The following is a 16,276-nucleotide window of genomic DNA, read 5'->3' on the forward strand; positions in this document are numbered from 1 at the left end:
ATAACGATTCCTAAAAAACTCACGCATAAAACAAAAATTATTGGAGGCAAAATTCTACCCAAGCCCTAGTGGATACTCAAGCCCCGCACGATTAAAATTAAAGCATTCGCGCACTAATTTTAGTCTAATCGACGTAGAAATCTGCACCAGTATAAGCAATATGCCACAATAGCCGTTAACTCAGTCAAAGGCTGTATATTTTATTCGTCTAATTAGCACGAACATCTCATCACATTTAAAAAGGTCTATTAATGTCACAAGCTATCATTCTTGCTTCTACATCAAGTTATCGAAAATTGTTATTAGAAAAACTCGGCATTACTTTTGAAACCTGCTCAATCGACACCAACGAAACTCCTCAGCCTAATGAAACAGCACCCGCCTTAGTCACCCGCCTTGCGATCGCTAAAGCCATCGCAGGAGCCAAGGATAGAGAAAAAGGTATAGTTATCGGCTCGGATCAGGTTGCGGTTATCGATGGCGAGATCATAGGTAAACCTCTTAATGCGGAAAATGCGGTTAAGCAGTTGATGAGAAGTTCAGGAAAGGCGATCACTTTTTATACTGGGTTAGCCCTGTATAACATTGAAAACGAGAGCATTGATGCACAACATGAAACGTTTACTGTTCATTTTAGAAGCTTAACCGAATCGCAAATACGCTACTACGTCGATAAAGAACAACCTTTCTATTGTGCGGGTAGCTTTAAAAGCGAAGGGTTAGGCATTGCACTTTTTGATAAACTTGAAGGTCGCGACCCTAATACTTTAATAGGTTTACCGCTTATTCTATTGATTGATATGTTGGCTAAACAAAATATTGATGTGCTTAGCCAGTCAAGATAGCGGTAAAAAAATTGCTCGCGACAATATCGATGTGATCACAATATTTGCATGCCTATAATGCCAAGCATCAAACTTTTATGTTCACAATTAAACACTACCGGTGATCACTGGCAGCATTGCCAGCGGCGACGATACGATGGCGATAGGGTTTGCTTGACTTAATTTATCAGATCTATGAGCGCCGTAACTCACGCCTATTGCATCAATACCCGCATTATTTGCCATATTGAGGTCATGTATAGAATCCCCGACCATAAGCGCTTTTTGCGGCGCGACGTTTAACTGCTGGAGTAACTCGTTTAACATCTGAGGATGAGGTTTACTTTTTGCCTCATCAGCGCAGCGACTCGCTTGGAAATGCGTTGCAAACCCAGTCTCAGTTAATACTCTATCCAGTCCAGCTCTAGCCTTTCCTGTGGCAACAGCCAAAGAGTGTCCCGATGATTTAAGCGCTAACAATAGCTCTTCTGCTCCATCGAAAACGGGACTTGGGGTTTTATTGAGCTGCAGGTATTGCTGACGATATACAGAGATCATCTCTTCACGGGTTTGAGCACTAGCCGCAGGATGAAGCACATTAAGCGCCTCATTCATAGACAATCCGATAATATCTCTTATTGCGGCTTCTGTAGGTACTAGCATATTAAGCTGCGTCGCGGTTTGCTGCATACAGGCAACAATCTTCCCCACAGAGTCCATCAAAGTACCATCCCAATCAAAGATGACTAGCTCATAACGTTTCATACTTTTTCCAATTTAGACAATAATAGTTCTAACGCATCATCCAATGGCGCTTTAACTTGCATCACCTCTTCGGTGCTAGGATGGATAAACTTTAGCTGCGCTGCATGTAAAAATAGGCGGTTTAAGCCTAACGCTCGCATCGAATCATCAAACTTCTGTTCGCTATACTTTTCATCACAGGCAATAGGGTGGCCAGCATATTGGCAATGCACACGGATCTGATGAGTTCGTCCTGTCACTGGGCTAGCTTGCACTAAAGTGACACCTTTATATCGCTGTTTAATCTTAAAGCGCGTTTCAGATGCTTTGCCCTCTTGATTAACTCTAACAATACGCTCACCGGACTTAAGCGTTAACTTTAATAATGGTGCATTGATCACCTTGTCATGGCTTTGCCACTCACCACGAACTAATGCAAAATAATCTTTCTGCATCTTCTTATAACGCAACTGATCATGCAGATGTTTTAATGCGCTGCGCTTCTTTGCGATAAGCAACACACCAGATGTGTCTTTATCTAAACGGTGCACTAATTCGAGAAACTTCTGCTGAGGACGTAATGATCGCATCGCTTCGATCACCCCAAAGTCGACACCGCTGCCGCCATGTACCGCGATACCCGCGGGCTTGTTGAGCACGATAATGGACTTATCTTCAAATACGATACGGTCTTCTAATTGAGACACCTTGGTCAATTTAGCACTCGGCCCAGGCTTATCGTCACTAGCAGAAACTCTGACAGGCGGAATGCGAACGATGTCGCCATCCTGTAGCTTATATTCTGGCTTGATTCGTTTTTTATTGACCCTAACTTCCCCCTTTCGCACGATACGATAGATCATGCTTTTAGGTACGCCTTTTAATTTGGTGACAAGAAAGTTATCGATTCGCTGGCCTAAATGGTCCTCATCAATGGTGACCAATTCGACTTTATTTAGAGATTGTTGATTATTCATGCTACGCCTTGTATCGTTCAAGCTGCTTATTGTACACAACTAACATCTTTTATGCCTTTCCATTTGCTGATTTTCTGGTTTGTTGCTATATTTGCCACGCCTATGGGGATAAATAGTGAATAAAGTGTTCACAAATCTCCCAAAGCATGCGCGAAGAGCGGAAACTAAAAGACATTTTTACTGAGTAGCAACTCATTGATTTGCAAGTCGTTGCATCAAAAAAACCGAGAAAACGAGTTTGAACGACTAAACACAGCATTAATGCCACATTTCAACGTGGTTTTTCCAAGAATAGCGCCCCAAATTCGAAGTTTAATTTTAACTTGTCGTCAGACGAACGCTTATCGATTTTGGCATTACCGGAAAGTACATTAGAATTTATGGGGTTGGTTGACGTTTTACAACGAATTCCTTGTTTTTAGAAATATTAAAAAATAAGCCATAAATAGGTAGCGACACGCAGTGATTGCGTCTTACAGAAATTGCGCACCTTAGCCTAGACTCAAGCCGCGAGGCTTCCGCCTACCTCTGGGCCCGTAATGCGTCGAAAAAAGCTTGGTTTGATGACCCTATTTTAAGAAGAAATACGTCATCATGAAACGGATGTTAATTAATGCGACTCAATCTGAAGAGTTGCGCGTTGCCCTAGTTGATGGGCAACAACTGTATGATCTAGATATTGAAAGCCCAGGTCATGAACAGAAAAAAGCCAACATCTACAAGGGTAAAATTACCCGTGTAGAACCTTCGCTAGAAGCCGCATTTGTCGATTATGGCGCTGACCGCCATGGTTTCTTACCTCTAAAAGAGATTGCTCGCGAATACTTCCCTAAAGGTTACTCTTTCCAAGGTCGTCCTAACATTAAGGAAGTGATCAAAGAAGGTCAGGAAGTTATCGTTCAAATAGACAAAGAAGAACGTGGCAACAAAGGTGCTGCACTCACTACATTTATAAGCCTTGCGGGCTCTTATCTTGTCTTAATGCCAAATAACCCGCGCGCCGGTGGTATTTCTCGCCGTATCGAAGGCGACGAACGTACCGAGCTTAAAGCGGCATTATCTGAACTTGAAGTACCACAAGGCATGGGACTCATCGTCCGTACTGCGGGGGTCGGTAAAGAAGCCACTGAGTTAAAGTGGGATTTAAAAGTACTTCAACATCACTGGACAGCAATCGAAGAAGCGGCTAAAACCCGCCCAGCACCATTCTTAATCCATCAAGAAAGTAACGTGATTGTTCGCGCAATCCGTGACTACTTGCGTCGCGATGTCGGTGAAGTACTTATCGATCATCCACGTATTTATGAACAAGCCAAAGAGCATGTTTCTTTAGTACGTCCAGATTTTGTCGATCGCATTAAGCGTTATGAAGCAGAAGTGCCATTATTTACTCACTTCCAGATCGAAACTCAAATTGAATCGGCGTTCCAGCGTGAAGTTCGTTTACCATCTGGCGGTTCAATTGTCATCGATCCGACAGAGGCATTAACCTCGATCGACATTAACTCTGCCCGCGCCACTAAAGGTGGAGATATTGAAGAAACAGCACTAAATACCAACTTAGAAGCTGCCGATGAAATTGCCCGTCAACTTCGTCTTCGTGACCTAGGTGGCCTGGTTGTTATTGACTTTATTGACATGACGCCAGTTAGACATCAGCGTGAAGTTGAAAACAGAATGCGTGATGCCGTACACCACGATAGAGCACGCGTTCAGCTTGGACGCATCTCTCGTTTCGGTCTAATGGAGATGTCACGTCAACGCCTACGCCCTTCTCTAGAAGAGTCGGCTGCCCACCTTTGCCCACGTTGTCATGGTCAAGGCACTATTCGCGGTACCGAATCATTAGCGCTCTCTATCCTGCGTTTAATGGAAGAGGAAGCGATTAAAGAGAACACATCACAAATTGAAGCTGTTGTACCGGTTGATGTGGCAGCGTTCCTACTTAACGAAAAACGTAAAGCCATTCGTATTACTGAAGAGCGTCACAATGTTGAAGTGTATGTGATCCCTGATCCAAACATGACCACACCAGATTATCGCGTTTCAAGACATCGCAAAGATGACCAAATCAGTGAATCAAGCTATAAACTGCTTGAGAAGCAAGAAGCGAAGCTTTATGAACCTCGTAAGCTTGAGCGTGCAGCATCACCAGAACCTGCACTGAAAGGTTATGCAGCGCCAACTCAAACAGCAACGCCGACGCCTACGTCAACACCTAAAGTTGTTGAGAAAGCAGCGACGCCAGGTCTACTGTCGAAGCTACTTTCAGCTATCGGCAACCTCTTTAGCTCCGATGAACCCAAAAGTGAAGAGAAGCCTAAAGAACAACCTCGCCGTAACGCACAGAGCCGCAACACAGGTCGCCGTAACACTCGTCGTAATGACAATCGTCGTGGTCGTGATGAGAGTGAAACAAAAGAGCCTGAAAATAAGCGCACTCGCAATACAAAGGCTGATGGCAATGAGTCTCGTCCAACTAAAGGACGTAATGACAATAAACGTGTAAAACGTGACGATGCTAAAGCAGCAACTCAGCAAACACCGACAGAACAGACTAAAGAGCAGCAACCGAAACAGGAAGCAGCAAGAGAACGTCGTCAACGCCGTAATATGCGCCGTAAAGTGCGAGTGCAAACTGAGCAACAGAAAGAGCAAGAAGCAGCTCTAGCGTTAGAAGCACAAGACAAAGCAGTATCGGTAGAAGCAAAGGAGACCGAGTCTACAGCTAAGAGCGAAGATAAGGCATCACGAGCTAAGCGTCCGCCGCGCAAAGCTAAGCCAAAGCAAGAGCAAACAGCGACTCCAGAGGCCGAAGTCTCGCAAGAAGTTGTGGGAAATACCAAAACTAAAGTCACTGATGCAGCAGATGACAGCTCCGTAGGCACTGAGATTAAGCTAACCAATGAAGCCAAAGCTGACAACCAAGTGACAGAAGATAGCGCAGCAACTGAAGCCAAAGCTGACAACCAAAAGACAGAAGCTAATCGTCCAGAAACTGAAGCCAAAGCTGACAGCCAAAAGACAGAAGCTAATCGTCCAGCAACTGAAGCCAAAGCCGACAGCCAAAAGACAGAAGCTAATAGTCCAGAAACTGAAGCCATTGAAAGCAATAACGAAGTTGAAACTGATGCCGATGGCAAACGTGAACCTCGTGATGGACAGCGTCGTAGTCGTCGTAGCCCGCGCCATCTTCGCGCCGCAGGGCAACGTCGTCGTCGCGATGAAGATACTGGTAACGAGAGCACTAATGAAAATGCTCAACCAGCCTTTATACCAAATGATGTCGAAACTGCGCCGATCCTCGATACTGATCCTCAAGGTGTCGTTGAAGCTCAACCAACAGAAAAGGACGCCATTGCGGACGTTGAAGTCACTGCAGTAGTCGAAACCACAGACTCGAAACAAGTAGCGAGTAAAAGTGAAGCCACTCAAACAACAGATGTGAAAGCTGATGTGAAAGCTGAGAGCAGTGAACAACCACAAGCAAAAGATGAAATAGATACGGAAGCAAAGCCTAAACCTAAGGCCAAGCGTCGTGTTTCATCCTCTTCAGCAGCGGCATCGACCACCAAAACAGCTAAAGTTGAAGTAACAACGGATAGTGAAGTGGCTAACGTTGAAAGCAATGTTGAAACTGTAGAGCCAGTTAAGAGTGAAGTCGCTGTCACGGCAAAAGCAGAAGAGCCTGCAGCGATTGAAGTGCCAGTTCAGCAAGCTACGCCAGCTGTAGAATCAACAGGAAAAGCTGAACCTGAAGTAGTTGCAGAAGTTGAGTCAGCAAGCGTTAGCGATACTGAATCACCCACGACTTCAGCCATTACTCAAGCAAACGCGAGTCACTCAGCAGAAGTTAAAGTTCCTGAGGCTACCGTTTCAGAAGATAAAGCGGCTGAAAACAAAGTTACCGAGACTGAAGTTGCCGAGACAAAGGTCAAAGTAGCTAAACCTGCTTCATCTATTTCGGTTTCCGCACCGATGGCGAAGCCGGCAGCAATAGCGGTTCCAAATGCACCTGCACCTGCACCTGCACCTGCACCTGCAAAGTCTGAGTCTGCTTCTGAGCCGACAACAGAAACTGAACACGCAAAAGTAGCACCTAAGCCTGCCAGCCGTTTTGGTACTATGGTTAGCTCAACAATGACCAAGCCAACAATTACAGCTAGGCCAAATGTTGAAGTGCCAACGGGACGCCAATACCAAGCGACTAAAAATGAAGAGAGCAAAGAGCCAACTTCACGCGGTAATAGTGCTGAATCAGATATGGCTCGCCCATAGACTGACGATAATTGAGATATAAGTCTACAGTTGACTTTACCTCAATAAACTCAAAAGCCATGCTGATCAGCATGGCTTTTGTTTTATTACCGCGTGAATTTTGCTAGTATGCGCGGCCTCACTCCAATTAATCACAATTTTACAACAGAGGTTAAATGTTCGATCTTATTCGTCACAAAACCGCAAGCCACAGAGCAGACTTACTCTCAGGACTAACCGTCGCGTTGGCCCTAGTTCCAGAAGCCGTGGCATTTGCATTTGTTGCAGGTGTAGAGCCCATGGTGGGTCTGTATGCAGCCTTTATTATGGGACTAGTAACCGCACTTATTGGCGGTAGACCAGGTATGATCTCTGGTGCAACTGGCGCAATGGCTGTGGTCATGGTCGCACTGGTTGCTGAGCATGGCGTCCAGTATCTCTTTGCCGCCGTAGTACTCGCGGGCTTAATTCAAGTGAGTTTTGGCCTGCTAAAATTGGGGAAGTTTATTCGTATCGTTCCCTACCCAGTAATGATAGGTTTCGTTAATGGCTTAGCTATTGTTATTTTTCTCGCCCAGCTTGGGCAGTTTAAGGCACCAGACGCTAATGGCGTATTGAACTGGCTACCACAAGATCAGCTGTTATTGATGTTAGGTCTAGTGGCGCTAACAATGGCTATTATTCATTTTCTGCCTAAATTGACGACCGCATTCCCCTCTTCATTAGCGGCGATTTTATCGGTAACCGCCATTGTGGTGTACTTCCAACTTGATACCCGTAATGTATTGGACTTTTTAAAATCGATGAGTGGCAATGACAATGCAACTATCGCAGGAAGTTTGCCGAGCTTCTCAATCCCATCGGTTCCTTTTAATTTAGACACCTTATATATCATTCTCCCCTACTCGTTTATTTTAGCTGCTGTTGGCCTTATTGAATCCCTGTTAACACTAACTGTGATAGATGAAATGACGAGTACCCGCGGTAAAGGGAACAAAGAATGTATCGGCCAAGGTATTGGTAACATCACCAGTGGTTTCTTTGGCGCCATGGGCGGCTGTGCCATGATTGGCCAATCCATGATTAACATCAATTCTGGTGGTCGAGGTCGCTTGTCGGGGATCACAGCTGCGGTCGCTTTATTAGCCTTTATCTTATTCGGTTCTTCACTGATTGAGATGATCCCGCTAGCAGCATTGGTAGGCGTAATGTTCATGGTCGTACTAGGCACCTTCGAATGGGCAAGCTTCAATGTGATGCGTAAAGTGCCAAAGCATGATGCCTTTGTCATCATACTGGTGACTGTGGTTACCGTATTTACCGATCTAGCATTTGCTGTATTTGTGGGCGTTATCGTATCCGCGCTGGTATTTGCTTGGGAACATGCAAAGCATATCAACGTTGAAGTAAGCGAAGATGCCAACGGATGGAAGGTATATAAACTGAATGGTCCACTATTTTTTGGATCTGTCGCTGAGTTTCTTGAACTGTTTCACTCTAAAACAGATCCTGAAGATGTAATTGTCGATTTCCAAAACTCTAGAGTATGCGATCACTCAGCGCTCGATGCTATCGATACACTTGCAGAGCGGTACGTTAGTGCGGGGAAAAAATTACATCTGCGCCACCTAAGTCATGACTGTAAGCAGTTGCTTCATAAGGCTGGTGATTTAGTAGAGGTTAATTTTATCGAAGATCCACACTATAAAGTCGCCGACGATAAACTCGATTCATAATGCTTCAAATAAATAAAGGCGCTATAGAGCGCCTTTATTTATTACGTTTTAACCTACCGCTTCAATTTTTCTTTGAATAGTGCCTTGAATTTATCAACCTTAGGCTTTATCACCATTTGGCAATAAGGTTGTTGACCATTATGGGCGAAATAGTCATGGTGATAAGACTCCGCGGGATAGAACACGTCAAAAGCAACCACCTCGGTCACTATAGGCGAATCATATACTTCTGCTTTCATGAGTTGGTCTATCATCGCCGACGCTATATCAATTTGTTGATCAGTGTGAACAAAAATGGCCGACCGATATTGCGATCCAATGTCATTTCCCTGTCGATTTAACGTGGTTGGATCGTGGCTTTTAAAAAAGACTTCAAGCAGTTCTTCAAAGCTAATCATCTGTCGATCAAACTCAATATGAACCACTTCAGCATGGCCTGTTGTTCCGCTGCATACACTCTTATAATTCGCGGTAGCCTCGTCTCCTCCACAGTAGCCGGATTGTACCGAAATAACCCCCTTCAATTGGGCATAAATAGCTTCTATGCACCAAAAGCAGCCACCCGCCAGCGTCGCCCATTGGATCGAACTCTGAGCATCTACCTGAACTGGCTTAAACTGCATTGATACTGAATTGACACAGTGACGAATATTTTTCTCAGTTAAATACTCGCCTTCAAACACATGGCCTAAATGCGCATCACACTGACGGCATACAATTTCAGTTCTCTGACCATCGGCATCGGCGACACGTTTAACTGCACCGTCTATCTCGTCGTCAAATGCGGGCCATCCACAATGGGCATTAAACTTATGCTCCGAGCGATACAAAGGCGCGTCACAACGCTTACAGTGATACACGCCTTGAGCGTCATGCTGATTATATTCACCACTGAAAGGCCGCTCAGTGCCCTTATCTTCAATCACGTACTTTTCAAATTCAGTTAATTCACGCATAAACCACCACTCTACTTCCTTTTTATCAGCGCAATGACTACGGAGCACCGACAGGATCCTAAGCCATAATATAACAGACAAAAGACCTACTAATTAACTCTGATATTATACCAATTTTATTCATTCTTGTTGTTCTTAGCTTACCTATTGAAAAATAACTAAAAAGGCATCAGTAGAGCCGAGGTAAATCCACAAAAAGAACACTTAATTGCCCATTTAATGAGACAAATGTAAACTTCGGCCGGGTCAATAACAATAAAAGAACAGAATATGAAATTAGAAACTATCGATTACCGTGCTCAAGATAGCGCAAAAAGATTCGTCGAATCATTACGTGAAACTGGCTTTGGTGTGCTGTCTAACCATCCTATCAACAAAGAATTAGTCGAAACTATCTACACACAATGGCAAGTCTTTTTTAACAGTGATGAAAAACATGACTTCATGTTTAAAGCAGAAACCCATGACGGTTTCTTCCCTGCTAGCATTTCTGAAACCGCTAAAGGTCATAACGTTAAAGACATCAAAGAGTATTACCATGTTTATCCTTGGGGCCGGATCCCTAAACACTTAAAAGAAAACATTCTAAAATATTATCAAGAAGCTAATGCGCTAGCTGCAGAACTGCTAAGTTGGGTCGAAGCACACACTCCGGAAAATGTAGCCGTCAACTACTCAATCTCACTACCGAAGATGATAGAAGGCAGCCATAAAACCTTACTACGCATTTTACATTACCCACCAATGTCAGGCGACGAAGCCATGGGGGCAATTCGAGCCGCAGCTCACGAAGATATAAACTTACTCACGGTATTACCAGCTGCAAGTGAACCAGGCCTACAGGTGAAAACCAAAACCGGTGACTGGCTAGATGTACCAAGTGACTTTGGAAATATTATTATCAACATAGGTGACATGCTTCAAGAAGCATCGGGCGGCTATTTTCCTTCAACAACACATCGAGTGATTAACCCTGAAGGTACCGATAAAACCCGCCCACGTATTTCTCTGCCACTGTTTTTACATCCCAAGCCAGAAGTTGTGCTATCAGAGCGCTATACTGCAGATAGTTACTTGATGGAACGTTTAAGAGAACTTGGTGTAATCTAATCCAAGTTTGCCAATAAAAAGCGCCATCTGGCGCTTTTTATTTGTGATTTTTCCGACATATCAAGGTAAAATCGCGCCAACTTCAGCTAAAGGTAGAGTATAAACATGGCTATTCAGTGGTATCCCGGTCACATGCACAAGGCGCGTAAAGAGATTGAAGAGGTGATGCCTCAAATCGATCTCGTGATTGAGGTGCTCGATGCCCGTATCCCCTTCAGCAGCGAAAACCCTATGGTAAAAACACTGCGCGGTGATAGGCCATGCATAAAGCTACTGAATAAATCCGATCTTGCTGATCCAGTAACAACCCAACTTTGGATCGATCACCTTGAGCAAGAACAAGGCGTGAAAGCGATGGCGATCACCACCCTACAAGCCGCACAGGTTCGCAAAGTCCCCGATCTGTGCCGTAAATTAGTGCCTAATCGTGATACCACAGAAAAAGATATTCGCACCATGATCATGGGTATCCCTAACGTGGGTAAATCTACTATTATCAATATCTTAGCAGGTAGAGTCATCGCCAAAACGGGGAATGAACCCGCGGTGACGAAAAGGCAGCAACGCATCAACCTTAAAAATGGTATCGTGCTGTCAGACACCCCAGGGATTTTATGGCCAAAAGTGGATAATGAAGCCAGTAGTTATCGGCTCGCTGTGACGGGCGCGATTAAAGATACGGCAATGGAATATGAAGATGTAGCTATGTTCGCCGCCGAGTATTTTTTAGCTGCCTATCCAGAGGCCATAACTGAACGCTATAAACTAAAAGAACTCCCAAAAGATGATATCGGTCTACTTGAAGCCATCGGCCGTAAACGCGGCGCGCTCAGACCAGGTGGACGTATCGATCTACACAAAGCATCCGAACTACTGCTGCACGAATTCCGCTCAGGTAAAATTGGCCAATTGTCACTAGAGACACCGACAATGGCTGAAGCCGAAAAAGCAGAAGTAGCTAGAATACTTGCAGAAAAAGAAGCAATCAAACAACAAAAGCTAGAAGAAGAAAGATTAAAACGTTCTGGTATTCGTCATAACAGTTAAGGTATCAACTTAACTCGATTAAAAAAGGGCGCGTTAGCGCCCTTTTTTAATCCTCTAAGGATATTTGCGCAAGTATACCGTCACAACTTTGTTCGATTAAATCTAATACTAATTCAAATCCATTTTCACCACCATAATAGGGGTCGGGCACTTCGCTATATTCACTGTTACCATAAGAAAGTATCAAATCTAACTTATGTTGATGTTCAGTGGGACATCGCTCTCGTAGCTTATGTAAATTGGCCCTGTCAGCCGCTAAGATCATGTCAAATTTAATAAAATCATTATCGCATACTTGTCTTGCCGTGATTCCTGAAAAATCGATACCACGCCTTTTACCTGCTTGCATCGCCCTTCCATCAGGTGCTTCGCCTATATGAGCTGCCGATGTACCTGCAGAGTCACATTCTACAGCTAGTCCACGTTCAGTAGCCTTTGTCCTTAACACTGCTTCTGCCGTTGGCGAGCGACAAATGTTACCCAAACATACAAATAAAACCGATGTTGTCTGTGTCATTATACCTCCATAGATACGTACTACTGTTCCAACCTTACTCTAACAAAACTCGCAAATCTTGGCACACCTAACTTAGTTAAACCATAGTATTTATAGGTCACGGAACTCCCTATTCGAGGAGGCTTTTTCCGTTGTTCATCACTAAAGCCTGTCCCTAAGCGGAAAATGGTTCCATCGGCGGCTTTAACCTCTAACGCCCCCAACATTCCTTCATATTTACCTTTACCGGGGTAATGTCCAATCACCACCGCTTCAGCATCTTGATACTGCTTTAGCTTCACTACATCATTATTACGCCCTTGAAGGTATATTGCAGATCTTCGATGTAACATAAGCCCTTCGCCACCAGCATCAACCACACTGGTTAATAACTGATCGACATCTTTGCGATTATCGTATTGCCGTTGTGAAATGACCCTAAGAAAGGGCGATAGGTGGCTAAAATGATCAACAGCATATCGATAACGAACTTCAAACGGCTGCTTACTTTCTGGTAGATCAAACACCATAAACTTTACTTGTCTCCAGCGCTCTTGATCAGGGCGAGTTTGTCGAACTAATCCCGAAATATCATCAAATTTACCTCTAGCAATCCAAAGTTCACCATCAAGCGCTTGAGCGGGAAACCCATGAACAAACCAATCTGGCAAAGCGATTTTCCTGCCACTGCGAGTATACATGGTGGTTCCATTCCAAAAGCCACGAACCCCATCGAGCTTCTCACTGACAAAATACTCTGAAATAGGCAGCTGCGGAGAGATGGATCCAGCATGTTGTAACTTAAGCCGTTGATGCTTGTCAGCCGTTACAACAATGTCCTGTGACAACAAATTGGGGACTAAACCAATAAACAGTAATACAACAACAATAATCCGCGATAGATATACCCACATATGCTCCTCCTTGAGCTAATGATCCAACATTCATGTAAGATCAGTTTAGACCAAGTAAATCCAAAACATTAAAGGCAATGCATTAGTTGTTGTTTGAATGTTATACTTCCGTCACTTTTTAAACATCGTAGCTATGGTTAACATTGAGTATTGAAATTTTATGAAACCAGAAAATAATCAAGGCATTAAACGTATTTTTCGTGCCACTGGTTTTTCTATGCAAGGACTAAAAGTTGCTTGGCAAGCAGAAGCTGCCTTTCGACAAGAGCTGATATTAGCCATTGTAATGCTACCAATCGCTATGCTTATCGATGTGTCGTCCGTAGAGCGCATACTATTGATTATGACGCTACTGATCGTACTTATCGTTGAATTACTTAATTCAGCGATTGAAGCTGTAGTCGATCGCATCGGCCACGAGATCCACCCATTAAGTGGCCAAGCAAAAGATATCGCCTCTGCAGCGGTATTCATCAGTTTAGCGTTATGTGGCATCACCTGGTTAATGATCATCTGGCCTCTGTTTTTTTAACACTCAATTCGGCCTCCTAACGCCTCAATGCACAGAGACGATGATCTTTGCGATCGCTACCTTGTTTCAACAAAAAACAAGACTTTGTTGACATCTATTGATACAAATCATTCACAATTAAATTAATCCTGCTAGAATGACTAACGTACAAAATACCGTAGTACATTAAAATCAATAACTTATAATAAGAATTGGTAAGGCTTGACTTAGTGGTTAAATATTCAACGTTATTCATGCTTGGTTTAATTAGTAGTTCGGCGATTGGTGCCGAGGATACGGTTATACCTTCAACTTTTGCACTCATTGAAGAAAGTAAAACAATGATTAGAGTCGGTGGTTTTTATTCCAACTCAAATTCAAGCATGGATGTCACTGATCCACTTAGGGGAGACAATTTTAAACTCGATTTTGAAGAAGATCTCAATTTAGAGGAATCACAATTTCTTCCTTTCTTTGAAGCACAATACCAATTTAATTCTAAACACGGCATCTACTTTGAATGGAAACAACTCCATCGGAATGCTGAAGTAAAAACACTTACTGTTCCATTTCAAGTTACCCTAGATGATCAAATCTATGATGTACAAGCAGGTGGAGAATTAGAAACGACACTCAACATTGATATTGCACGTCTAGGTTATAAGTATAATTTTTATCAGGGTAATAACTCCAATTTGGGTGTATCTCTCGGCCTACACACTATGTTTATCAAAACAGCATTTGATGGCGATATAGGGATCTGTGTCGAAGGAGAGAGTATTCAACAATGCGCCAATGCTGCATCACCTAAACTTGTAAATGAAGAAGTCACTGCACCATTGCCTGATATTGGCTTATATGGTGATTATGAGTTTTCACCTGGTTTTACATTTAACGCTCACGTACAATATTTCTATATTAAACTAGATGATGTGGAAGGTAGCCTGATCGATGTAAGAGCTGGTGTGGAGGCCGCTATCACAGAAAACTGGCATATGGCAGCAGCATTTAACTACTATAAAGTGGATGTTAACTTTAAGCACAACATCAACCAAGTTGATAGCAACGTCGCAGACTATAATCTTTACTACAGCTTTATCGGTCCAATGTTATCGGTGAGCTACTACTTCTAAACCCTCTATCAATAACGAATTCGTGCACCAGATTATACAGTTAATTAATGATCATTGATTATTTTGAATATGTTGATGGTTTTGGCATGGCAGCGGGAACATTTAGCGACTCTCAACAATAGCCAACAAGAATACGAAAATAGTAAAGAGGCCAGTTCTTTAGCTTCGTTTCAAATTATCCGGTAATCTCCCACTTAACCCACTTTAAACATCATTTCCTCCTGCCATATAACATCATTGAATCAGAGCAAAGAACAAACTCGAAAGCCCCAAGGTCCCTACGATATAGTGATCAACCATAAAACTGATAACAAACCCAGATAGCGGCACAGATCCCCGCAATATCAGCAGTTAACCCACACACTAAAGCATGGCGGCCATTACGAATACCCACTGCTCCGAAATACACAGCCAGTACATAAAAAGTGGTTTCAGTACTGCCTTGTACTATCGCAGCTAGCCTGCCGGCGAAAGAATCAACGCCATAATGCTGCATAGTTTCCAGCATCATAGCTCTTGCCCCTGAGCCACTAAAAGGCTTCATCAATGCGGTAGGCAATGCATCAATAAATCGCGTATCCCCGCCAATAACCTTAACGACTGCCGCAATCAAATTGAGCAGATAATCGAGTGCTCCCGATGAACGCAGTAACGCAATGGCTAGAAGCATGGCTAACAGGTATGGGATTAGCTTCACAGCCTGCTCAAACCCCTCTTTCGCGCCGGCAATAAACTCATCATAGACAGCCACCCGTCGTATGCCCGCAACGAGAACAAAGCTAAAAATAAGCATAAGTAAAATGCCATTACCGAGGGAGGTTGATAGCGTACCTATTGCACTCGCAGTTAGGGTTCCTAGATAAAAAACCAGTGCTGAGATGCCTCCCAAGATCACCGCGGCATAGCCCATGATCACGCTATTAAAAAGAGAAAGTCTCTGAAAACAAGCAACAACCAATACGCCCACTAATGTTGATGCCGTTGTCGCTAACAATATCGGTAAAAAGATGTCTGCTGGCGCAGCAGCGCCTTGTTGCGCTCGATACAGAAAAACGGTCACAGGGACCAGTGTGACCGAAGAAGTATTTAATACTAAAAACAATATTTGCGCATTGGTGGCCACCTCTTTATTCGGATTGAGTGATTGCAAATCTTGCATCGCTTTTAACCCAAGGGGCGTTGCTGCATTATCGAGCCCTAAGACATTGGCGGTTAAATTCATGGTCACGCTGCCATATGCAGGATGACCTTTAGGTACTTCAGGCATAAGTCGGTGCAGCAAAGGTTCAAATAAAAACGATATTGCCGCGACAACCCCGGCTTTTTCGCCGACTCGCATCAATCCCATCCATAGCGATAGTACTCCTATCAAGCCAAGAGAGATCTCCGCTGCAAGCTTAGCACTGGCAAATATTGAATCAACGGCATCCGATAGTACATGCCACTCACCCTGTGACAAGGAAATACCAATAGACAACAATGCCGCCCCAAAAAAAATCAACCAAATGCGATTAAGCACACATACTCCTTTAACCCGTGGTCTATAAACCAATAGCGTAACCACCTATGTG

Annotated in this window: 13 protein-coding genes; 7 read left to right on the forward strand and 6 right to left on the reverse strand. The window is 43.7% G+C overall.

The annotated features are described in order from the left end of the window. The first annotated feature begins 251 nt into the window (after nt 1-251). Nucleotides 252-845 carry a Maf family protein gene (locus tag K0I62_RS11845; protein ID WP_220068340.1) on the forward strand — a complete coding sequence of 198 codons (594 nt, stop codon included), beginning with the start codon at nt 252-254 and terminating at the stop codon, nt 843-845. Between the two features lie 87 nt (nt 846-932). On the opposite strand, the gene K0I62_RS11850 is transcribed toward K0I62_RS11845, so the two are convergent. After that, nucleotides 933-1,589, reverse strand: a complete 657-nt coding sequence (locus tag K0I62_RS11850; protein ID WP_220068341.1) for an HAD family hydrolase — start codon at nt 1,587-1,589, stop codon at nt 933-935. Continuing rightward, nucleotides 1,586-2,545, reverse strand: coding sequence for a 23S rRNA pseudouridine(955/2504/2580) synthase RluC (gene rluC, locus K0I62_RS11855; RefSeq protein ID WP_220068342.1), 960 nt, complete (start codon nt 2,543-2,545; stop codon nt 1,586-1,588). Before rluC ends, K0I62_RS11850 begins: the two co-directional genes overlap by 4 nt. Before the next feature lie 594 nt (nt 2,546-3,139). Between rluC and rne the strand changes: the two genes are divergently transcribed. Next, nucleotides 3,140-6,823 (forward strand): ribonuclease E, encoded by a 3,684-nt coding sequence (gene rne, locus K0I62_RS11860; protein ID WP_220068343.1) that lies wholly within the window; start codon nt 3,140-3,142, stop codon nt 6,821-6,823. Nucleotides 6,824-6,978: 155 nt separating this feature from the next. Continuing rightward, on the forward strand, nt 6,979-8,538 hold the full coding sequence (locus tag K0I62_RS11865) for a SulP family inorganic anion transporter (protein ID WP_220068344.1): 1,560 nt from the start codon (nt 6,979-6,981) through the stop codon (nt 8,536-8,538). A gap of 53 nt (nt 8,539-8,591) precedes the next feature. Here the strand turns inward: K0I62_RS11865 and K0I62_RS11870 are convergent, their stop codons facing one another. Beyond that, complete coding sequence (locus K0I62_RS11870) at nt 8,592-9,494, reverse strand: bifunctional methionine sulfoxide reductase B/A protein (RefSeq protein ID WP_220071367.1); 903 nt, start codon at nt 9,492-9,494, stop codon at nt 8,592-8,594. A 270-nt stretch (nt 9,495-9,764) separates the two neighbouring features. Here K0I62_RS11870 and K0I62_RS11875 point away from each other — a divergent pair, with 270 nt between their 5' ends. Together K0I62_RS11875 and ylqF are read left to right on the forward strand one after the other, a co-directional pair. Beyond that, nucleotides 9,765-10,604, forward strand: coding sequence for an isopenicillin N synthase family dioxygenase (locus K0I62_RS11875; RefSeq protein ID WP_220068345.1), 840 nt, complete (start codon nt 9,765-9,767; stop codon nt 10,602-10,604). A 105-nt stretch (nt 10,605-10,709) separates the two neighbouring features. Next, nucleotides 10,710-11,651: a ribosome biogenesis GTPase YlqF gene (gene ylqF / locus K0I62_RS11880; protein WP_220068346.1), complete on the forward strand. Its 942-nt coding sequence runs from the start codon at nt 10,710-10,712 to the stop codon at nt 11,649-11,651. Between the two features lie 46 nt (nt 11,652-11,697). Here the strand turns inward: ylqF and K0I62_RS11885 are convergent, their stop codons facing one another. Together K0I62_RS11885 and K0I62_RS11890 are read right to left on the reverse strand one after the other, a co-directional pair. Next, nucleotides 11,698-12,168 (reverse strand): low molecular weight protein-tyrosine-phosphatase, encoded by a 471-nt coding sequence (locus K0I62_RS11885; RefSeq protein ID WP_220068347.1) that lies wholly within the window; start codon nt 12,166-12,168, stop codon nt 11,698-11,700. Between the two features lie 20 nt (nt 12,169-12,188). Beyond that, nucleotides 12,189-13,061 (reverse strand): DNA ligase, encoded by an 873-nt coding sequence (locus K0I62_RS11890; protein ID WP_220068348.1) that lies wholly within the window; start codon nt 13,059-13,061, stop codon nt 12,189-12,191. A 160-nt stretch (nt 13,062-13,221) separates the two neighbouring features. On the opposite strand from K0I62_RS11890, the gene K0I62_RS11895 reads away from it, so the two are divergent. Together K0I62_RS11895 and K0I62_RS11900 are read left to right on the forward strand one after the other, a co-directional pair. Beyond that, nucleotides 13,222-13,593 carry a diacylglycerol kinase gene (locus K0I62_RS11895; RefSeq protein ID WP_220068349.1) on the forward strand — a complete coding sequence of 124 codons (372 nt, stop codon included), beginning with the start codon at nt 13,222-13,224 and terminating at the stop codon, nt 13,591-13,593. Between the two features lie 233 nt (nt 13,594-13,826). Beyond that, nucleotides 13,827-14,705 carry a DUF481 domain-containing protein gene (locus K0I62_RS11900; protein WP_220071368.1) on the forward strand — a complete coding sequence of 293 codons (879 nt, stop codon included), beginning with the start codon at nt 13,827-13,829 and terminating at the stop codon, nt 14,703-14,705. A gap of 292 nt (nt 14,706-14,997) precedes the next feature. Here K0I62_RS11900 and K0I62_RS11905 read toward each other — a convergent pair whose 3' ends face one another. Continuing rightward, complete coding sequence (locus K0I62_RS11905; RefSeq protein ID WP_220068350.1) at nt 14,998-16,224, reverse strand: nucleoside recognition domain-containing protein; 1,227 nt, start codon at nt 16,222-16,224, stop codon at nt 14,998-15,000. Nucleotides 16,225-16,276: the final 52 nt, after the last annotated feature.

It is taken from the genome of Shewanella psychrotolerans (assembly GCF_019457595.1).
Classification (GTDB): Bacteria; Pseudomonadota; Gammaproteobacteria; order Enterobacterales; family Shewanellaceae; genus Shewanella; species Shewanella psychrotolerans.